The 19289-nt window shown below is 65.7% G+C and carries 18 protein-coding genes; 10 read left to right on the top strand and 8 right to left on the bottom strand.

From position 1 onward, the window contains the following. The first annotated feature begins 16 nt into the window (after nt 1-16). Genes pcaB through ACQP2U_RS10915 form a run of 4 tightly spaced genes read left to right on the top strand, consistent with a single transcriptional unit; the run spans nt 17 to nt 3357 of the window. On the top strand, nt 17-1369 hold the full coding sequence (pcaB, locus tag ACQP2U_RS10930; protein WP_433714567.1) for a 3-carboxy-cis,cis-muconate cycloisomerase: 1353 nt from the start codon (nt 17-19) through the stop codon (nt 1367-1369). Then, nucleotides 1366-2142, top strand: coding sequence for a 3-oxoadipate enol-lactonase (gene pcaD / locus ACQP2U_RS10925; RefSeq protein WP_433714566.1), 777 nt, complete (start codon nt 1366-1368; stop codon nt 2140-2142). The genes pcaB and pcaD overlap by 4 nt, the downstream gene beginning before the upstream one ends. After that, entirely contained in the window at nt 2139-2525 is a 387-nt protein-coding gene (pcaC, locus tag ACQP2U_RS10920; RefSeq protein ID WP_397032778.1) for a 4-carboxymuconolactone decarboxylase, read from the top strand. The genes pcaD and pcaC overlap by 4 nt, the downstream gene beginning before the upstream one ends. A 22-nt stretch (nt 2526-2547) precedes the next feature. Continuing rightward, complete coding sequence (locus ACQP2U_RS10915; protein ID WP_433714565.1) at nt 2548-3357, top strand: IclR family transcriptional regulator domain-containing protein; 810 nt, start codon at nt 2548-2550, stop codon at nt 3355-3357. On the opposite strand, the gene ACQP2U_RS10910 is transcribed toward ACQP2U_RS10915, so the two are convergent. Next, a complete protein-coding gene (locus tag ACQP2U_RS10910; protein WP_433714564.1) occupies nt 3341-4261 on the bottom strand; it encodes a LysR family transcriptional regulator in 921 nt (306 codons plus the stop codon). The two genes, ACQP2U_RS10915 and ACQP2U_RS10910, sit on opposite strands and share 17 nt — an antisense overlap. Nucleotides 4262-4572: 311 nt before the next feature. On the opposite strand from ACQP2U_RS10910, the gene ACQP2U_RS10905 reads away from it, so the two are divergent. Both ACQP2U_RS10905 and xylA read left to right on the top strand, forming a co-directional pair. Beyond that, nucleotides 4573-5748, top strand: coding sequence for a 4-hydroxybenzoate 3-monooxygenase (locus ACQP2U_RS10905; protein WP_433716422.1), 1176 nt, complete (start codon nt 4573-4575; stop codon nt 5746-5748). Nucleotides 5749-5767: 19 nt separating this feature from the next. After that, nucleotides 5768-6946: a xylose isomerase gene (gene xylA, locus ACQP2U_RS10900; RefSeq protein ID WP_433714563.1), complete on the top strand. Its 1179-nt coding sequence runs from the start codon at nt 5768-5770 to the stop codon at nt 6944-6946. Between the two features lie 77 nt (nt 6947-7023). Here xylA and ACQP2U_RS10895 read toward each other — a convergent pair whose 3' ends face one another. After that, the gene (locus ACQP2U_RS10895; protein WP_397032788.1) at nt 7024-7557 is read right to left on the bottom strand and encodes a DUF3145 domain-containing protein; all 534 of its coding nucleotides are present in this window, start codon (nt 7555-7557) and stop codon (nt 7024-7026) included. Between the two features lie 120 nt (nt 7558-7677). Next, the gene (locus ACQP2U_RS10890; RefSeq protein ID WP_433714562.1) at nt 7678-8508 is read right to left on the bottom strand and encodes a serine hydrolase domain-containing protein; all 831 of its coding nucleotides are present in this window, start codon (nt 8506-8508) and stop codon (nt 7678-7680) included. An 85-nt stretch (nt 8509-8593) separates the two neighbouring features. Between ACQP2U_RS10890 and ACQP2U_RS10885 the strand changes: the two genes are divergently transcribed. Further along, a complete protein-coding gene (locus tag ACQP2U_RS10885) occupies nt 8594-9781 on the top strand; it encodes a serine hydrolase domain-containing protein (protein ID WP_433714561.1) in 1188 nt (395 codons plus the stop codon). Between the two features lie 112 nt (nt 9782-9893). Here the strand turns inward: ACQP2U_RS10885 and ACQP2U_RS10880 are convergent, their stop codons facing one another. The 3 genes from ACQP2U_RS10880 to ACQP2U_RS10870 all read right to left on the bottom strand — a co-directional run bounded on the left by ACQP2U_RS10880 (nt 9894) and on the right by ACQP2U_RS10870 (nt 12901). Further along, the gene (locus ACQP2U_RS10880; RefSeq protein WP_433714560.1) at nt 9894-11024 is read right to left on the bottom strand and encodes an NDMA-dependent alcohol dehydrogenase; all 1131 of its coding nucleotides are present in this window, start codon (nt 11022-11024) and stop codon (nt 9894-9896) included. A gap of 174 nt (nt 11025-11198) precedes the next feature. Further along, a complete protein-coding gene (locus ACQP2U_RS10875; RefSeq protein ID WP_433714559.1) occupies nt 11199-11774 on the bottom strand; it encodes a DinB family protein in 576 nt (191 codons plus the stop codon). Between the two features lie 77 nt (nt 11775-11851). Further along, nucleotides 11852-12901 (bottom strand): phosphotransferase family protein, encoded by a 1050-nt coding sequence (locus tag ACQP2U_RS10870; protein WP_433714558.1) that lies wholly within the window; start codon nt 12899-12901, stop codon nt 11852-11854. Nucleotides 12902-12981: 80 nt separating this feature from the next. Between ACQP2U_RS10870 and pabB the strand changes: the two genes are divergently transcribed. Then, nucleotides 12982-15066, top strand: coding sequence for an aminodeoxychorismate synthase component I (gene pabB / locus ACQP2U_RS10865; RefSeq protein ID WP_433714557.1), 2085 nt, complete (start codon nt 12982-12984; stop codon nt 15064-15066). Nucleotides 15067-15098: 32 nt separating this feature from the next. Here the strand turns inward: pabB and ACQP2U_RS10860 are convergent, their stop codons facing one another. After that, on the bottom strand, nt 15099-15587 hold the full coding sequence (locus ACQP2U_RS10860; protein ID WP_433714556.1) for a hypothetical protein: 489 nt from the start codon (nt 15585-15587) through the stop codon (nt 15099-15101). A 148-nt stretch (nt 15588-15735) separates the two neighbouring features. Here ACQP2U_RS10860 and ACQP2U_RS10855 point away from each other — a divergent pair, with 148 nt between their 5' ends. Next, nucleotides 15736-17679, top strand: coding sequence for a TerD family protein (locus ACQP2U_RS10855; protein WP_433714555.1), 1944 nt, complete (start codon nt 15736-15738; stop codon nt 17677-17679). A gap of 130 nt (nt 17680-17809) precedes the next feature. Beyond that, complete coding sequence (locus ACQP2U_RS10850) at nt 17810-18574, top strand: SDR family oxidoreductase (RefSeq protein ID WP_433714554.1); 765 nt, start codon at nt 17810-17812, stop codon at nt 18572-18574. On the opposite strand, the gene ACQP2U_RS10845 is transcribed toward ACQP2U_RS10850, so the two are convergent. Next, nucleotides 18564-19289, bottom strand: a complete 726-nt coding sequence (locus tag ACQP2U_RS10845) for a TetR/AcrR family transcriptional regulator (RefSeq protein ID WP_397032805.1) — start codon at nt 19287-19289, stop codon at nt 18564-18566. The two genes, ACQP2U_RS10850 and ACQP2U_RS10845, sit on opposite strands and share 11 nt — an antisense overlap.

Here is a 19289-nt window from a genome sequence, read left to right as displayed (position 1 = left end):
GAGAAAGAAGGTCGGGATGTCTGACGGGTTGTTCGACAGTGTGCTCGCGGCCGGACCGGCCGCAACACAGGTCGGCGACCGGGCCTGGGTGCAGGCAATGCTCGACTTCGAAGGCGCGTTGGCGGCCGCATCGGCCGCGGCCGGAGTCATTCCATCCGACGCCGCTGTTGCGATCCAAAGCTGTTGCGATGCAGATGATTACGACATAGCCGCGCTCGGTGCACAGGCCATCGGCATCGGCAACCCGGCCGGGCCGCTGGTGCGGGCACTCACGGCTCGTGTCGCGGGAGATGCGGCCGGATATGTGCATTTCGGCGCGACCAGCCAGGACGTGATCGATACCGCCGCCATGCTGGTGACGCACCGGGCGCTGACCGTGCTCGATGACGACCTGCGTGCGTGCGCCGCCCGGCTGGCAAACCTCGCCGAAACTCACGCCGACACCGTGCTGGCCGGGCGCAGCCTGCTCCAGCAGGGACCGCCGGTCACCTTCGGGCTCACCGCGGCAGGCTGGCTCAGTGGTATCGCCCCAGCGCGGGATCGGCTCGACGACATCCGGCGACACAGCTTGGCGGTTCAGTTCGGCGGGGCGGTCGGCACGCTGGCGTCATTGGGCGACAACGGGATTGCCATCCTGAACGGACTCGCGCGACACCTCGGATTGGCCGAACCGGCCCTGCCGTGGCATACCGAGCGCGGACGCATCGCCGAGATCGCGGGGGCGCTCGGCCAGACCTGCGCGGCGGTGGCCAAGATCACCCGCGATATCACACTTCTGGCGCAGACCGAGGTCGCGGAGGTCTACGAGGAGGGCCCGGCGGGTACGGGCGGCTCCTCGACCATGCCGCATAAACGCAACCCGGTCGCCGCCATACTGGCCACCGGATCCGCCGGGCAGGCGCCGGGATTGGTTGCGGCACTGCTCGGCGCGGCCACGCACGAACATCAGCGCGCGGCGGGCTCATGGCATGCGGAATGGCGGCCGTACATCGAATTGCTGCGCACCACCGGTTCCGCGGTGCACTGGCTGCGGATCAGCCTCCAGCGGCTTCGAATCGACCCAGCGCGCATGCGCGCCAACCTCGACCTCACCGGCGGCCTGGCGCTCGCGGAAAATGTTGTGACCGAATTGGTTTCGACCTCGCATGGCGAGGTCGGCAGACACACGGCTGGCGAGGTCGTCGCGCAGTGCTGCCAAGCGGCCCTTACCGGCGTTGGGCCTCTCCCTGATCTGCTCGCCGCCGATTCGGTAGTCGGAAAGTATCTGGATCGAGCGCACATCGAGCGGCTGCTCGATCCGGCGCTCTACCTCGGGTCGACGCGCGAGTTCATCGAACGAGCCCTCGATGATTGGCAGGATCGGTCATGAGCGCCGTCGAGGTGAACTGTGTCATAGATGGCCCCGACGACGGCGAACCGGTCGTATTGAGTGGATCTCTCGGCAGCGACGTGCGGATGTGGGATCCACAGATCACCTCGCTGACCACTGCCGGATACCGGGTACTGCGCTACGACCACCGCGGCCACGGAGCATCCCCGGTACCCCCGGGCCCGTACACACTGACGGACCTGGGCTCCGACGCGATCGGGCTGCTCGACCGATTCGGGATCGGACGAGCGCACTTCGTCGGACTCTCACTCGGCGGCATGGTCGGCATGTGGCTCGGCGAACACGCACCGCACCGGCTGCGCACCCTCACCCTGTGCTGCACCTCCGCCGAACTGGGCCCGCCCAGCGGTTGGGCCGAGCGCGCTGCTTTGGTCAGAACCGAAGGGACCCAGGCGGTTTCACACGCGGTTGGACAACGTTGGTTCACCCCGCAATGGCGAGCGGACCATCCCGAGCGCATCCGCTATTACGAGGACATGGTCGCCGCCACCAACCCCGACGGTTACGCATCCTGTTGCGCGGCAATCGAAACGATGAATATCGCCGACCAGCTGTCGTCCATCACCGTACCCACCCTCGTGATCGCCGGTGCCCAGGACCCGGCAACCCCACCGATGCACGGACAGCGCATCGCGCGCACGATCCCGCACGCCCGCCTCGACATAGTCAGCCCAGCTGCTCATCTGGCCAGCGCGGAGGCACCGGAGGCGATCAACGCTCTGATTCTGGCTCACCTGAAGGAGAACGCATGAACGAACGAGCCGATAGCGGCATGGCGGTCCGGCGTGAGGTACTCGGCGATGATCATGTCGATCGTGCCGTCGCCAGGACCACCGAATTCACCAGGCCGTTCCAGGAATACATCACCGAGTCGGTATGGGGCTCGATCTGGACCCGCGATGGCCTGGATCGGCGCACCCGCAGCTGCGTTACCCTTGCGGTGCTCACCGCCCTCGGGCGGCACGAGGAGATCGCGATGCATGTGCGCGCCGCGATCACCAACGGTCTCACCGCCGCCGAGATCGCCGAAGTATTGCTGCACACCGGCGCCTACGCGGGCGTGCCGGCCGCCAATGCGGCCTTCGCGATCGGGCAGCAGGTACTGGCCGAACTCGGGGACGATACCGCCCTGTAGCACCCTGTCGAGGAGGACGACGATGACGACCGGCGGTAACGACGACGACGGCCAGCGCGGCACCCATTATGTACAGTCCCTCGAACGCGGCCTCGCGGTCATCAAGGCATTCGACGCCGAGAACCCGCAGCTGACGCTCTCCGATGTCGCGCGCCTGACCGGACTCACCCGCGCCGCCGCACGCAGGTTCCTGTTGACCCTCGCCGATCTCGGCTATGTCCGCACCGACGGCAAACGCTTCTCGCTCACCGCCAAGGTGCTCGAACTGGGCTATTCGTATCTGTCCAGCATGAGCCTGTCCGAGGTGGCCCAACCGCACCTCGAGCAGCTCTGCGCCGACGTGCACGAATCCAGCTCGGTATCGGTGCTCGACGGTCCGGATGTCGTCTACATCGCCCGTGTCGCCGCATCCCGGATCATGACCGTCAGTATCAATATCGGCACGCGTTTTCCCGCCTACGCCACCTCCATGGGCCATGTCCTGCTTGCCGGACTCCCAGCGGCCGAACTCGATGCCTACCTGGCGCACACGCCACTGACCCGGCTGACCGCCAACACCATCACCGATCCGAACGCGTTGCGTGCCGCCTTGGAAACGGTACGCGCACAGGGCTTTTCCATCGTCGACCAGGAATTGGAGGAAGGTCTTCGGTCGGTCGCGGCCCCCATCCGGGACCGGTCGCGGGTGATCGCCGCGATCAATATTTCCACGCACGCCTCCCGTCGCAGCATCGAATCCATTCGGGCCGAACTGATTCCGCGCCTGCAAACGGCCGCCCACCGAATCGAAGCGGATCTCACCGCCGCGAAACCGGTTACTCGACTGGGCTGACCGACGACAGATTCGCCAGCGCCGCCCGGATCACCTCCAGGAACCAGCCCTGTGCCGCCGTACGGCCGGGTGCGCGCCGGGTATAGGCCGCCACCTCCACCGGCTCGATCGGCCACGGGAGGGTGAACACGCGCACGGGGTGGGTACGCGCCAACGCGTGCGCCACCCGTTCGGGCACGATGGCGACCAGTTCGCTGTCCTGCACCACATAGGGCAGGGTGGCGAATCGGGTGACGCGCACGGCGACGCGATCTCCGAGATGGTGCTCGCGCAGCGCCTCGCGCGGACCCGGATGCCCCGTCACGCCTTCGACGACGATATGCCGCTCACCATCCAATTCGGCTTCAGTGGGTGCATCACCGCGCAACCGAGGGTGCCGCGCCGCGACCAATCCCGCATAGCCCTCGGTGAACAGTGGTGTCCGAGTCAGCCGGGTCGAGTCGAGTATTGGGCTGGCCACCATCGCGTCGACCTCGCCGCGGGCCAGCCGGTCGGTCGCGGTATCCACATCGAAAGCCTCGATCTGCAATGTCACTCGCGGCGCCCGCACCGCAAGTTCCGCGAGCACCAGCGGCAGCACCGTCACCTCGCCGAGATCGGAGAGCCCGAGCCTGAAGCGGGCCGCTCGGCTCGGGTCGAATTCTGCTGCGGCACCGATTGTTTCATCGATATCGGCGATGGCCGCGCGTAGTGGCGGATACAGCCGCTCGGCCTCCGCGCTCGGCACGAGACCACCCGGACCGCGCACGAAGAGTTCATCGCGCAGCCGCCGCCGCAACTTGCCGAGCCCGTAACTCACCGTCGGCTGGGTGACCCCGAGCAGGTCGGCCGCGGCGGTGACACTCCTGGTCTCGTACAGCAGCACAAATGTCCGCACCAGGTTCAGATCGAACTCGGCGGCCATAGATCTCCTCTATGTGAATCGAGAAAAATATCAATTGGATTTCTGATTGCCGGTCATTTTAGCGTGAGAGCCATCACAATCAGGGTCCGCTATGACCGGCCGAATCTGCAGAAGTGAATCATCATGAACAACTGTCCTCGTGGCCGACCGCACTGTGCTGGCTCATCGTCCTGCTCGAGGGCTACGACCTGGTCGTGCTCGGCGCCGTCATTCCCACTCTCATCGAGCATCACCACATCGGATTCACCGCGGCCGGTACGACTTTCGTCGGTAGAACCCGCCACCCTCCACACTTCGAAGAGGCTCGCACTATGAGGAATACACGCACACAGGTCGCCATTGTCGGCGCGGGTCCGGCGGGTCTGCTGCTGTCACATCTGTTGCACCGCTGCGGAATCGACTCGGTCGTCATCGATATCCGCACGCACGAACAGATCGCGACCACCATTCGCGCGGGCATCCTCGAGGCGGGTTCGGTGCGCATGCTGGTGGATTCGGGCGTCTCCGATCGCGTACTCACCGAAGGCGACCGGCACGACGGCGTGGTGCTGCGCTTCGACGGAGACAACCATCGGATCGATTTCCGGGAACTGGTCGGCGAATCGGTGTGGCTGTATCCGCAGACGGAGGTTTTCATCGACCTCGCCGACCGCCGCAAGAACGATGGCGGTGATGTCCGCTATGGGGTCCGGGATACCGAGGTCCGCATCGATCCTGCGGTGGTGACGTTCACCGAGGCGGATGGCCGCCCGGCACGAGTGGAGGCCGAATTGATCGTGGGGGCAGACGGTTCACGTTCGATCTGCCGTCACGCCTATCCGGATGGCCTGCGCACCGAATGGTTTCGCGAATATCCCTTCGCCTGGTTCGGCTTCCTCACCGAGGCGCCGCAATCGCATCCTGAGCTGATCTACGCGCGCTCGGAGCACGGCTTCGCCCTGGTCAGCCAGCGCACATCGACGATGCAGCGCATGTATTTCCAATGCCCGCCCAGCGAGCGACCCGAAGACTGGGATGACGAGCGGATCTGGGCCGAGATGCGCCGCCGCGTCAACGGCAATGGTTTCACCCTGCAAGAGGGCCCGATCAGCGCAAAGACGGTGCTGCCGTTCCGCTCGTTCGTCACCGCGCCGATGCGCCACGGCAGCCTCCTGCTGGCAGGCGATGCCGCCCACACAGTCCCGCCGACTGGTGCGAAAGGCTTGAATCTCGCACTCGCGGACGTACGCGTGCTGCACGAAGTCCTCGTCGCCTACTTCGCCGGCGGTGGCGAGGAATCCTTGGGGCACTACACCGAGCGCGTACTCGACCGAGTGTGGAAGGCACAGCACTTCTCCTACTGGGCGACCACCCTGCTGCACTCGGCCGAGGGGGCATCCCCGTTCGATCTCGAGCGCCAACACGGGGAACTCGCGATGCTCACCGGATCCCAACGCGGCGCGGCATACTTCGCTGAGGCGTACACCGGAAGCTGGGCCCCTTCCTAGACACACCTGGAGGCATCGCGTGACCCGTCAGCCCACCATCGACGACAAATTCTCCTTCGGCCTGTGGACGGTCGGTTGGACGGGTACCGACCCGTTCGGTCTGCCGACCCGACCGACCCTCGCACCGTGGGAGTACGCCGAACGCCTGGCCGAACTCGGCGTCTGGGGAATCACCTTCCACGACAACGACGTATTCCCGTTCGATGCCGACGACGCCACCAAGGAGCGCAACCTCGCACGCCTCAAAGACACAACCGATAGCTGCGGTCTCACCATCGAGATGGTCACGACCAACACCTTTACCCATCCGGTTTTCAAGGACGGCGGGCTGACCGCCAACGACCGCTCGATCCGCCGCTTCGGTCTGCGCAAAATCCTGCGCGCGGTGGATCTGGCCGCACAGGTCGGCGCCACCACCTTCGTGATGTGGGGCGGGCGCGAGGGCAGCGAATACGACGGATCCAAGGACATCTTCGCCGCGTTCGAACGCTACAAGGAGGGGCTGGATACGGTCGCCGGATATATCAAGTCACAGGGTTACGACCTGCGAATCGCATTGGAGCCCAAGCCCAATGAGCCGCGTGGCGATATCTTCCTGCCCACCATCGGCCACGCACTTGCCCTCATCGCCGAATTGGAGCACGGCGATATCGTCGGCCTCAACCCGGAAACCGGCCATGAACAGATGGCCAACCTCAACTACACGCACGCCCTCGGCCAGGCCTTGTGGAGCGGCAAGCTGTTCCATATCGACCTCAACGGTCAACGCGGTCTCAAATACGACCAAGACCTGGTCTTCGGACACGGCGATCTGATCTCCGCATTCTTCACCGTCGATCTGCTGGAAAACGGCTTCCCGGGCTATCCGAACGGCCCGCGCTACATCGGACCACGGCATTTCGACTATAAGCCGTCGCGCACCGAATACCTCACCGGCGTATGGGAATCGGCCAAGGCCTGTATGGCGACCTATCTGATGCTGGCGGACAAGGCACGAGCCTTCCGCGCCGATTCCCGCGTGCAGGAGGCAATGGCCTACTCCGGCGTCCTCGACCTGGCCCAACCCACCCTTGACGACGGCGAGTCGATCGAGGCATTCCTACGTGCGGACGACGGTTTCGACCCGGATAAGGCCGCCGAACGAGACTTCGGTTTCGTCCGACTGCAACAACTCGCACTCGAATACTTGATCGGCTGAGAACCACCCTGCGCCGTCATCCCCGCCGCGAATGCGTCTGCGGCGGTAAACCCGAGAGCCCCTTCACCAGCACTCGATCAACCGACGTCGCGGCGCAGCCAGGTCACCTCCGCACCCGATTCGGTGCCATAGCGATAGACCTCGAGATCTTCATCCCACGCGGTGCCGAGTGCGCGGTCGAGTTCGGTAGCCAGGTCATAGCCGGTGTAGTTGCCGAGTTCCCGGTTGGCCTGCAGCATTGCGCGCAGACGCATTTCGCCGATGGTGACATCGCCGTTGGCGGAGGTGGAGCCGTGCCAGAGGCCGAGGGTCGGGACGAAGCTGTAGCGCTCACCGTCGACGCCATCGCTGGGGTCCTCGGTGACCTCGAAGCGCAGCACCGGCCAAGACCGCAAGGATTGGGCAATTCGCGATGCGGTGCCGACCGGACCGATCCAGTCGGTGGTCGCACGCAGCTGACCATCAGCGGGTTGCGCGGTCCAACGCAATTTCGCGGGTGAGCCGAGGGCCGAGGTGAGTGCCCATTCGATATGTGGGCACAGCGCAGCCGGCGATGAGTGGATATAGACCACACCCGCCGTCGCGTCGGCGAACTGACTCGATGCGCGCACCACTGACACCTCCAGCTTCGACGAGAAACGTCTTCCCCAACGATCCGTCGTACTGGCGTTGCCCGAGTGTACTGGAGTGCCCCGAGTTACACATGTTACTTCGGAGGCGTGTCCGACCTGTTACTTCGCGACCGAGCTCCGAGCCAGGATCACCTCGGCGATCACCGCATCGGAAAAGACGGGCCAAGCCTCCCGTGCCCAGTCGCCGAAATTCTCGTCGCTCAAAGCGATACTCGCCACCCCTAATTCGGGATCGACCCAGAGAAATGTGCCGGACTGCCCGAAATGGCCATAGGTACCTGCGGAATTCGATCCGCCGGTCCAGTGCGGTGATTTCCCGTCGCGAATCTCGAATCCGAGTCCCCAGTCGTTGGGACGCTGCGATCCGTAACCCGGTAGCACACCGTTGAGTCCGGGAAACGCGACCGTGACCGCCTCGGCGTGGGTCGGCGGCGAAAGCAGCTGGGGATCGAGCAGCTCCGCACCGAAGCGCACCAGATCCGTCACGGTCGACCGGCCCGCATGTCCGGCCGGACCCGCCAGCACCGACGCCGTCATGCCGAGTGGCTCGAATACGGCTTCGCGCAAGTACTCCGGGAACGCGATCCCCGTCTGCTCCGCGACGAAGGCCGCGAGAATTTCGAATCCGGCACTGGAGTAAATGCGTCGCGTACCGGGCGCGGCGATCACCTCGGTGGTATCGAAGGCGATGCCGGAAGTGTGCGCGAGCAGATGCCGGACGGTAGCTCCCGGCGGCCCGGCGGGCTGATCGAGTTCGATCGCGCCCTCCTCCACCGCGACGAGCACCGCGTAGGCGACCAGCGGCTTGGTTACCGAGGCGAGTGGAAATACACGCTCGGTGTCACCCGACGTCCGCGCCCCGTCCCGGGTGACGACACCCACCGCCGCATGCCGAACCGGCCAGTCCTTGATCTGCTCGAATGCACGCACGAAATGAGCGTACGAGACGCCCGATCCCGGCGTGTCCGCACCGTCCGCACGGAAATGTCGGTACCGCCGGTACCATCAACCGATCATGAGCGCACCCACCATCCACGGCGATGTGGCGGCCGGTTTCGGCCCCGTTGCCGACGCCTTCCGTCGCAATTTCGTCCAGCATGGCGAAATCGGCGCTGCCGTGGCCGTTTACGCTGGCGATCGCCCGGTCGTCGACCTGTGGGCCGGTTATCGTGACCGCCGCCGGACCCTGCCGTGGGAACGCGACACGATCGTGCCGGTCTTCTCCTCCACCAAGGGCATGGCCGCGTTCGTCGTCGCCACGATGGTGTCGAAGGGACTGCTGGACTACGAAGAGCCGGTCGCGAAGTACTGGCCGGAGTTCGCCGCGCAAGGCAAGGGCGCGGTGACGGTGCGTCAGCTGATCGACCATCAGGCCGGACTGTCCGGCCTCGATACCGTGGTGCGTCTGCGCCAGATCGCCGACCTCGACGGTCTCGCAACGATTCTCGCGGCGCAGCGGCCCGCGTGGCGGCCGGGCACACGGCACGGCTACCACGCCATAACCCTCGGCCTGTATCAAGGCGAACTCGTGCGCCGCGCCGATCCGCAACACCGCACACTCGGCCGGATCTTCGCCGAGGAGATCGCGAAACCGCTGGACTCGGACTTCTTCATCGGCCTACCCGCCGAACAGAGCATGGACCGGATCGCCACCTTGGCCGCCACCGAGGGCATGGACATCCTGCGCTACGAGCGCGACATTCCGGTGCGCATCGGCGCGGGGATCTTCGCCAAACGCGGACTTTCCCATGCGGCACTGACCAATCCACGCATCGGCGCACCGGCGCGGGCGAGCAGGCGCGAGCTGCTCGAGTTGGAGATGCCCGGCTCCAATGGTGTCGGCAATGCCAGGTCACTGGCCAAAACGTACGGCGCGGCGGCGGGCCGAACTGGCGCGCTGCCGATCGAGGACACGGTGCTCGATCGGCTCGCCGCCACCGCCGCCGACGATGTGCCCGCCGACGATCTGGTACTGCACACCAAATCCCGCTACCACCTGGGCTTCCGCAAATCCCGCGGCTCGTTCCGCTTCGGCTCGGATAAACGCGCCTACGGCACCACAGGCCTAGGCGGCTCCTTCGGCTTCGCCGACCCCGCAACCGGCCTAGGCTTCGGCTACTCGATGAACCGCCTTGGCCTCGCCGTCCTCGACGACGTCCGCAGCCGCAACCTCCGCACGGCCCTGCTCCGCTGCACCCGCTGATGCCGCGCATGTCTTGGTACGCCACGCACCGATTCGCCGGGCAAATTCATGCGCGGCATGCGAATTCGTGCGCGGCATGCGAATTCGTGCGCGGCACACCAGCTCGAGCGGGTTACCAGTCGGCCTCGGTGTACTTGATGATGCCGCGGATGTTTTTGCCGTCGAGCATGTCCTGGTAGCCCTCGTTGATTTGTTCGAGGGAGTATTGGCGGGTCACCATATCGTCGAGGTTCAGTTGGCCCGACTTGTACAGCGACAGCAGGTGGGGGGCGTCCTGGCGGGCGTTGCCGCCGCCGAAGATGCAGCCTTTGACGGTCTTCTGCAGCATGGACAGCAGGAAGCTGTTCAGCTTGACGTCGTTCTCGTCCATGCGGCCCATGGAGGTGACGACCAGGGTGCCCGCCTTGGCGGTGAGGATGAGGCCCTCTTCGATGTATTCGCCGTGCATCTCGCCCATGGTCAGGATGACCTTCTGCGCCATCCGGCCCTCGGTGGCCTCCATCAGCGGCATAATAGCGGCGGCCATGCTCTCGTAGGTGTGGGTCGCGCCGAACTTCTGCGCCTGCTCGCGCTTCCACGGATTCGGGTCGATGGCAACGACTTTGGACGCGCCGGAGAGCACCGCACCTTGCAGCGCGCTCATGCCGACGCCGCCGATGCCCGCGATCACCACGGTCTCACCCGGAGCGACCTCGGCAACGTGGGTGGAGGAGCCGAAGCCGGTGGGGACGCCGCAGCCGACGAGGCAGGCAACCTCGAACGGAATACTCGGGTCGATCTTGACCACCGAGGTGTGGTGCACCGTCATATACGGCGAAAAAGTGCCGAGCAGGCACATCGGGATGACATTCTCACCACGCGCCTGGATGCGGTAAGTGCCGTCGCTGATGGCCTGACCCATCAGCAGGCCCGCGCCCAGATCGCACAGCGCCATATTGCCGCTCACGCAGGCCGGACAGCGACCGCAGGCCGGGATGAACGACAGGATCACGTGGTCGCCGACCTGCAGGTCGGCGGGGCAGTTCGGCCCGAGCTTGGTGATCACGCCGGCGCCCTCGTGGCCGCCCATGACCGGGAATGCGGGCATCGGCGTCGCGCCGGTCACGATGTGGTGGTCCGAGTGGCACATACCGGCGGTTTCCATCCGGATTTGCACCTCACCGGATACCGGATCGCCGACCTCGATCTCCTCGACCGACCACGGCTGGTCGGTCCCCCACAGGATCGCGCCTTTCGTCTTCATTCGTGTCGACCTCTCGCATGCACGGGCTTCTATGTGACTGCACCCACACTACGAGAAAACTGGAACGCGTTCTAGTACCGGATCGAAAATTCGTCGACACGGATTGACAGAAACCCCGAACGAGTTCCAGTTCCGCCTGCCCGCCAACCCGTCCCGGAGTGATACTGCCCGACTTCAGCCGCGCACGTCGTGCACATGATGGATTACGTCGTGCAGGAAATAGACGGCCAAGGATTCGAGCGTGAAAACCGAGCCGTCGCTGCGTCTGGCATGGTTGCCGAGTGCGGCTTCGGGGACCGATTCGAAGGCGCGCGCGACGGCCTCGGCCGCCTCGGTCAGCTCCGCGGCGACCTTGCGCGGATCCTGCTTGTCATATTGGTCGATGACAGCGGTGACGTCCTGATCCCAGTTGGAGAACACCGGGACACCATCCGCGGACTCGAGGCCGTTCGCGTCGAACCCGGGAACCTTCGGATCCACCGCATCGGTGCGAGCCGCGATGGCCGCGCGGTAGCTGAAGATTCGGCAGACGTCGCGCACGTGGGCGGCATACTCGAGCGCCGACCAAGTGGATTCGTCCGGCCGTACGGCCGAGTCGGGACGCTCTAGCGTGGCCGCCAGACGGCCCGCGTATTCGCGGGCCAGATCGGGCACCGCCGCGTAGGTGATCGGCTCCGGGTCGAATCCGCATTCGGGACACGAGCGTTCGAGGACCCAGGTCCAGTTCTTGACGTCGGGAACGATCGACATGCGCCTACCCTAGATTGGCTGGATATCCTCAGCGATAGATATTCAGCCAGCTATCGGCAAGATCCCGACAGGCGGTTTCACTCCATCAGCCGATGCGCCCTTTCGAAGAGCTCGAGCGTGATGGCATGCAGGAAGTCACCGACCTGCTTGGGCGCTTTCCCCGCGAAGGCGCGAGCATGCGTGCCCTCCAGCACAATTCCCAGCTTGAAACAGGCGAGCACGGTGTACCAGGTGACATTGCTCAGGTCGCGACCGGAGAACTTGCCGTAGTGCCCGACCATCTCCTCCGGCGTCGGCAGACCCCCGACCGCGCCGAGCTTGCCGATCAGCGCCGCCCCCGTTGTGCCCGGCTCCGGACGAGTCGCGATCTGCCAACCGAGGTCGAGCAGCGGGTCGCCGATGGTCGACATCTCCCAGTCCACCATCGCGGCAACGTCCGGGCCGTCGTAGGAGAACATCATGTTGGCCAGGTGGCAGTCGCCGTGCAGGATGCCGGGCGTCCACTGCGCGGGCCGATTCCGATCCAGCCACTCCCCGACCTGCCGCACGCCAGGAATCTCCGGGCCCGGATACCCCGCATTGGCGGAATAGGACTCGAGTTCGCCGAGCCAGCGCGGCACCTGACGCTCCAGGAAGCCGTCCGGTTTCCCGTAGTCCTGCAGGCCGAGCGCCTGATAGTCGAGCGAGCCGAGACGGGCGATGGCCTCCACCGCCGACAGACCCATCTGCCGCCGGATCTCCGAGTCGCCCGCGTGCAGGCCCGGCAGTTCGTTCTGCGGATTGAAGCCGGTAATGGGCTCCATCAGGTAGAACACCGCGCCGAGAACGGATTCGTCCGGGCAGGCGGCGATCACCTTCGGCGCGCGCACACCGGTTCCGTCGAGCGCGCCGAGCAACCGGGCCTCGCGCCGGATGACGTCATTGCTCTTGGCGCGCAGATGTTTCGGACCGCGACGCAGCACATAGTCGCGACCCCCGCGTGCGAAGCGCAGCATGATGTTCTGCGTGCCGCCGCCGAGCGTGGTCACATCCTCGAACTCACCGGCAGGCAGGCCCTGCTCATCCATCCATTTACCGACGACGGCGAAGTCGACGATCTCGCGGTCCACCTCTGACATGTTCCACATTGTGCACCACGCGCCGAACCCAACTGAAGGCGCGTGACAACAGTTTATGCCGACCGGCGCGGCGTAGGGTTCGTGGCACGATGCGCACGCTCTTGATCGACAATTACGACTCGTTCACCTACAACCTGTATCAGCTGATCAGCGAGGTGAACGGGGAAGAACCGACGGTCGTGCGCAATGACGAGGTCGACGATATCGCCCGGCTGCGACTGGAACGCTTCGACAACGTCGTCATCTCCCCCGGACCGGGTCGCCCGGATGTCGGTCGGGATATCGGCATTTCGGCCGCGGTGATTCGCGAGACCGAACTGCCGCTGCTCGGTGTCTGTCTCGGACATCAGGCCATCGTCGTCGCGGCGGGCGGCATCGTGCGGACCGCGCCCACCGCGCGGCACGGCTATCTCGATCACATCGAGCACGACGGCGACGAACTGTTCGCCGGGCTGCCCGAGGGTTTCACCGCGGTGCGATACCACTCGCTGTGCGCGCAGCGGCCGTTACCGGACAGTCTCGAGATCACCGCCGTCGCGGCCGATGGTGTGATCATGGGAGTGCGGCACCGGAGCAGACCGCAGTGGGGGGTGCAGTTCCATCCCGAATCGATCGCCAGCGAGTACGGTGCGGCATTGCTCGGCAATTTCGCGAAACTTACTGCGGGCCAGCAGATTAGATCGAGCATTATCGCGCCGTTCGAGAATGCCGAGCCGCTCACGGGTAGACACGAGTTCCGCGAATCCCGGCGCTCCTGGCAGCTGCGGCATGCCGTGATCGAGCGGGCGATCGATACCGAGGCAGCGTTCCTGCGGCTATACGGCAACTCCCCCACCGCATTCTGGCTCGACAGCGAACATGTCGAACCGGGACTGGATCGGTTCTCCTTTCTCGGGGATGCCAGCGGGCCGCTGGCCGAGGTGATCCGCTACCGGGTCGGTGAGAACAAGGTGACGGTCGAATCCTCGGACGGGAATCGGCGGACCGTACCCGGCGGAATTCTCGACTATCTCGCCGGACAGCTACACCTGAGACATACCGAACTCCTCGATCTGCCTTTCGATTTCGCGTGTGGTTACGTCGGATACCTGGGCTATGAGGTGAAGGCCGATTGCGGCGCGAATGCCGCGCATCGTGCCTCGACGCCGGACGCGCAGTGGATCTTCGCCGACCGGATCGTGGTCGTGGACCATGTCGGTGGTCGCACCCATCTGCTCGCACTCACCGATCCAACACCGGAAGCCCTTCGGGCCGGCGCGGATTGGTTGCGCGATACCCGCGAGATCCTGGAATCCCTGCCGACGTGGGCCAATCCGCCGACACTCGAGGCGCGCTCCGATACCGCCGCCGTCGCACCGCTGTTCACCCGCGGGCGGGAGCGGTATCTCGCCGATATCGCGGTGTGCCAAGAGCGGCTGCATGCGGGCGAGTCCTACGAAATCTGCATTACCGACACCGCGTCCATGGCGGCCGGCGAATCGGACGGGCTCGACTTCTATCGCACGCTGCGCCGCTGCAATCCCGCGCCGTACGCGGCGTATCTGCGCTTCGACGATCTCGAAATCGCCTGCTCCTCACCGGAACGCTTCCTGAAGGTGGACCGCGCCCGCACCGTGGAGAGCAAGCCGATCAAGGGCACCGCGCCGCGCGGGGACACGGCCGCCGAGGACGAGCGGCTGCGGCGCGAACTGGCCGACAGTCCGAAGACCAGGGCCGAGAATCTGATGATCGTCGACCTGCTGCGCAATGACCTGGGCCGGGTCTGCCAGGTCGGCAGCGTGCACGTGCCGAAATTGATGGCCACCGAGACGTATTCGACCATGCACCAACTGGTTTCCACCGTGCGCGGCACACTGCGTCCGAATGTCGACGTGATCGATTGTCTGCGTGCGTGTTTCCCTGGCGGCTCGATGACCGGGGCGCCCAAATTGCGCACCATGGAGATCATCGACGAACTGGAAACCGAAGCGCGCGGTATCTATTCGGGCACCATCGGCTTCCTCGGACTGGCGGGCACCGCTGACCTCAATATCGTCATCCGCACCGCGGTCCGCCACGACGGGCACTGGCGCATCGGCGCGGGCGGCGCGATCGTCCTGGACTCCGACCCCGCGGACGAATACCACGAAACCCTACTCAAGGCCGCCGCCACCCACCGCGCCGCACCCCACTGAGCACCCGTCATGGCTGCCCGCACCGGGTGCCGCTATTTGCGTCGGCGGCGTTTCGGCGGTTCGGGTGGCGGCGGCGGTTCGGCTGATTTGCCGGTGAACCGGCCGAGGAGGGAGACGCCAGGGAGTTTGGCGAGGGCCATGAAGAGGTCTTCGCCGAGGCCGATCATTGCCTCCAGGCGGGGCAATAGTCGGTCGTAAGCGGCGAAGGCCGGATCCGCCAACGACAGCGTGCGGTCCAGGCGGTCGATGGTGGAGTTGAGCCGGTCGATGGCGATCGAGAGCCTCTCGATCAGATCCGGTAGCTGCGCCGCCAGCTGAGCCGAGGCGGGTGGCAGGCGCACCGCCGCATCGAAGGCCTGGCCAGCTGTGAGTTGTGCGGCATCCAATACTTGACTCGCCGCCGACTGTGCCGCCTCCACCGCCGATTGCGCGGCCGCCAGAACATCGCCGGGACTCGGCACTCGCCCACCCGGCACCTTCGGAGTCGAGGCCTTGCGGCCGCCTCCCTTCGGGGTAGTCATCCCTCCACTCTGCCGCACCCTTGGCGCGCTGGGCCGGATATCCCCGACCGATCGGTTTGTGTCGCGTCGACGGGCACTCGCTCGCATCGCCGAAGGTATGGACCGCCGGATTCGGCGTGTCGGTGGTTCGTGGCATAGTTCGAGCACGATGAAACTGAGTAAAGGGGCCAATGCGGCGGTGCCGACTTCCCTTCTTGCCGTGGTTGTTTCATGGCGGTCGGGGCACGCGGTGGATGCGCATGCGCTGTTGCTGGCGGAGGCCGGGACCGTGCGCACCGATCGGGATCTGGTGTTCTTCAATGCACCCCGACATATGTCGCAGGCGGTAACGCTCGATCAAGAACCGGCACCCGGAACGGCTCGACTGAGCGTGTCGCTACCGCGCACCGAATCGGATGTGGCGCGGATCGTGGTCGCCGGATCGATCGACGACGGCACCTTCGGCGATATCGCGGATCTGACCCTCACCATCGAGGCCGCGCACGGGCCGATCGCCCAATTCGAGATCACCGATCCCGATGCGGTCTCCGCGATGATGTTCGGCGAGTTCTACCGCCGCGACGGCCAGTGGCGCTTCCGCGCGATCGGCCAGGGTTGGGACAGCGGACTCCCCGGCCTGGTCACCGAATTCGGCGTCACCGTCGACGGCCCCGCTGAACCGACATCCGATCGCTCGCACGCGGACCGGATACCCGCTTACCCAGTGCAGCAACGTGTTTCGACTGGCACGGCGCTGACCGGCTCGCCTGGTCCTAACCAGCTCGACACTGCGCCGTGGGACCAGGAGGGCACCCACCCAGCCCCCACCCGACAGCATGATCGGCCCGATGAAGGACCGGCCCGACCACGCACGCTCGGCGCGAACCGCGCAGATCAGGCTTGGCGCCACAGCGCCGCCACAGAGCCCCGCGACCGAGCCGCCCATCGCCCGGACCCGACGGACGAACGGCCTGCTCGGCCGCGGCCCAACAGGCCAGTGGACCTTCAGCGCCAGCGGCACGAGGTGGAACCGCCTATACCAGCACCGCCGAATCCCGAACGCGCCGACTGGCATTCGGACCCCGAGAACCCCGCGCGCATGCGTTGGTGGGATGGGGCCGAATGGACCAGTGCCACATTCGAACAGCTACGGCCTGGTCCGCGCAGTTGTCAACGGTGCGGAAACCCCCGGCGCCGCAAGCTGTTCGGTGGGCTCGCGCCGTGCCAGAGCTGCGACCACGAGATCGAGGAATTCCTCACCCACTGGCATACCCAGGCCTGGCGGGCGCTGACCGCGGCCGGGCCGCGCGGTGCGGAGTGGGATGCGCTGTGGGCGTCGTTGCGGTATCAGCGAATCGACGAGGGTCTGGGCCGGGCGGCGCTACGGGATGTGGCACTGACTTACGTCGAGCGGCTGGTCGCCTTCGCCTTCGCGGATGGCGAGATCGAGCAGCGCGAGTTCGAGGCGTTCGAGTACACGATCGAGGAATTGGCGCTCAGCGGACCTCTGGTCGAGGATCTGCGCAGGCGGATGTATCGCGGGCGCACGCTGTCGCGGTTGCGCGGCGGTGATCTGCCGGTGGTGCGAACGCCGGGCCTGCATCTGGATCCGGAGGAGAAGGTGCATGTCGATCTGCCCGCCGTGCACGTCCGCCAGCTCGCGAAGGGACCGAAACTCACCGACGGCAGACTGATCGCCAGTAATAAGAAATTGAGGTTCGTCGGTACCGATACCGGCACCGAATTGCCATGGAACCGGGTGGTTTCAGTGCATGTCGAGCAGCGTTGGGTGGTCGTCGCGGCGACCTCGTCCCGCGGTGGGGCCACCTTCGATGTCGAGGATCCGGATTACGTCGCGGCCGCCCTGGAAGGGGCGCTTCGGGTCGCCAAACGCCTGGTCCTCACCCCTGGCCAGCGCGACACACGCAGCATCCCCCAGGAGGTCAAGGCCGAGGTGTGGCAACGGGACGGCGGCAAGTGCGTCGAATGCGGCGATGGCCACTACTTGGAATTCGATCACATCATTCCGCTGAGTCGCGGTGGTGCGACCAGTGCGACCAATCTGCAGATTCTCTGTCGCGCCTGCAACCGCGCAAAGGGGGCGCGGATCTGATCCGGATACCGCACGCCATCGCGCACCGGAACACCGATGTGGCGAACAATGCATATGTGATGAAGCACGTTGAGCGCTCCGGCGTGTCACCGTAGCGTCCAATACCGAACAGCGTCGTTTGGGAGGATCAATGCAGGTAGCGGTTATCGGCGGGACCGGGGTACTAGGGGCCTCGGTGGTACGCGAGCTGAATGCGCGCGGACATCGGGTTCGCGTGGTGAGCCGGACCGCCCCGGCAGATCAGACCGTGGAACACCACGCCGCGGATCTCGCCACCGGCTCCGGCCTGGAGCCCGCACTGGAGGGCTGCGACACCGTCGTCGACGCGGTCAGCGCGCGCAGCCGAACCCGTTCGGTGATGGTGGATGGCGTGCGTCGCCTCCTTGCGGCCGAGCAGCAGGCAGGTATCGGCCACCACGTCGAAATCTCCATCGTCGGTTGCGATCTCGTCCCCTTCGGCTATTACAACGCGAAGGTGGAGCAGGAACAGGTGGTCACCACCGGCGAGATTCCCTGGACACTATTGCGCGCCAGCCAATTCCACGAACTCGTCACTGGAATCCTCGCCGCATCGGCACGCTGGCGGATCGCACCGCGCTCGACGGCGAAGATACAGCCGATCGATGTCGACGCTGTCGCGACAAGGCTCGCCGATGCGGTGGACAACGGCCCGGCCGGACGCGTCCCGGATATCGCCGGTCCGACCGTGCATACCCTCACCGAACTCGCCGACATCTACCGCGAACACACCGGCCGCACGTTGCTTGCGCTTCCGGTGCCGATCCCGGGACGCGCTGGCCGCGCCCTTCGGTCCGGCGCCCTCTGCCTGGACGGCAACGGCGACGCGATCGGCATCGGCTACGCCGAATGGCTCTCCCGCCGACCTACTCGCTGATCAACCCTGCCGTGCGTCCCAGATCGGCCAGCATCGCATCGAACAGGATCTCCGGATTCGACAGCGGGATCGGATAATTCCCGAACACCTCGAGTGTGACGTGCCCGTAGAGCCGGGCCCAGATCTGAATCATCAGATACGTCACACCGAGGTCGAGCTTTTCGGCTGGAAATTTCTGTCCGGACTCCGAAAGCGCTGCCAGCAGCTCGGTTTGGAACAGTACGAGGTCCTCGCGCAGCTCCGCCGGAATCACGTCGGTCGGCGGTGTCACGACATCGTAGGTGGCCAGCAGCCGTCCGGCGGCAGCGAGGAAAATCCGCCCGAACGGCTCGTCGAACCGGCGCAGCATGCGCGCGCGGCCCGCACCCGGCGAGGCGAACACCAGGGTGAATTCCCTGGTGTGCGCCAGCGCCCAGCGCCGGAATCCCTTGCAGATGGCGAAGAACTGCACCGCGCCGTCATCGGGCAGCATGGCGATCTGCTCGGACAACTCGGCGGCGAGGTCCTCGCAGAACTCCAGGCGCAGACTCTCCAACAGGTCCTCGCGCGAGTTGTAGTACCGGTACAGCGCGGGCGCGGTAATGCCGAGTTCGCGCGCGATCGCCCGCAGCGTGACCGCATCGGGACCGTGCTCGACCAGCAGTGCGCGGGCCACCCGGCGGATATCCGCATCCGAAACCACCGGTGCCCGCCCGCGCGGCTTGGCGCTGTTCAT

The organism is Nocardia sp. CA-084685 (assembly GCF_050955785.1).
GTDB lineage: Bacteria > Actinomycetota > Actinomycetes > Mycobacteriales > Mycobacteriaceae > Nocardia.
The sequence above is the reverse complement of the archived record's forward strand: the minus strand, read 5'-3'. Positions and strand labels throughout refer to the sequence as shown.

Bases quoted from the DNA above. Each gene is read 5' to 3' on its own strand.
- pcaB (WP_433714567.1), top strand. From the start codon at position 17: ATGTCTGACGGGTTGTTCGACAGTGTGCTCGCGGCCGGACCGGCCGCA.
- pcaD (WP_433714566.1), top strand. From the start codon at position 1,366: ATGAGCGCCGTCGAGGTGAACTGTGTCATAGATGGCCCCGACGACGGC.
- pcaC (WP_397032778.1), top strand. From the start codon at position 2,139: ATGAACGAACGAGCCGATAGCGGCATGGCGGTCCGGCGTGAGGTACTC.
- ACQP2U_RS10915 (WP_433714565.1), top strand. From the start codon at position 2,548: ATGACGACCGGCGGTAACGACGACGACGGCCAGCGCGGCACCCATTAT.
- ACQP2U_RS10910 (WP_433714564.1), bottom strand. From the start codon at position 4,261: ATGGCCGCCGAGTTCGATCTGAACCTGGTGCGGACATTTGTGCTGCTG.
- ACQP2U_RS10905 (WP_433716422.1), top strand. From the start codon at position 4,573: ATGAGGAATACACGCACACAGGTCGCCATTGTCGGCGCGGGTCCGGCG.
- ACQP2U_RS10885 (WP_433714561.1), top strand. From the start codon at position 8,594: ATGAGCGCACCCACCATCCACGGCGATGTGGCGGCCGGTTTCGGCCCC.
- ACQP2U_RS10880 (WP_433714560.1), bottom strand. From the start codon at position 11,024: ATGAAGACGAAAGGCGCGATCCTGTGGGGGACCGACCAGCCGTGGTCG.
- ACQP2U_RS10875 (WP_433714559.1), bottom strand. From the start codon at position 11,774: ATGTCGATCGTTCCCGACGTCAAGAACTGGACCTGGGTCCTCGAACGC.
- ACQP2U_RS10870 (WP_433714558.1), bottom strand. From the start codon at position 12,901: ATGTGGAACATGTCAGAGGTGGACCGCGAGATCGTCGACTTCGCCGTC.
- pabB (WP_433714557.1), top strand. From the start codon at position 12,982: ATGCGCACGCTCTTGATCGACAATTACGACTCGTTCACCTACAACCTG.
- ACQP2U_RS10860 (WP_433714556.1), bottom strand. From the start codon at position 15,587: ATGACTACCCCGAAGGGAGGCGGCCGCAAGGCCTCGACTCCGAAGGTG.
- ACQP2U_RS10855 (WP_433714555.1), top strand. From the start codon at position 15,736: ATGAAACTGAGTAAAGGGGCCAATGCGGCGGTGCCGACTTCCCTTCTT.
- ACQP2U_RS10850 (WP_433714554.1), top strand. From the start codon at position 17,810: ATGCAGGTAGCGGTTATCGGCGGGACCGGGGTACTAGGGGCCTCGGTG.
- ACQP2U_RS10845 (WP_397032805.1), bottom strand. From the start codon at position 19,289: ATGAACAGCGCCAAGCCGCGCGGGCGGGCACCGGTGGTTTCGGATGCG.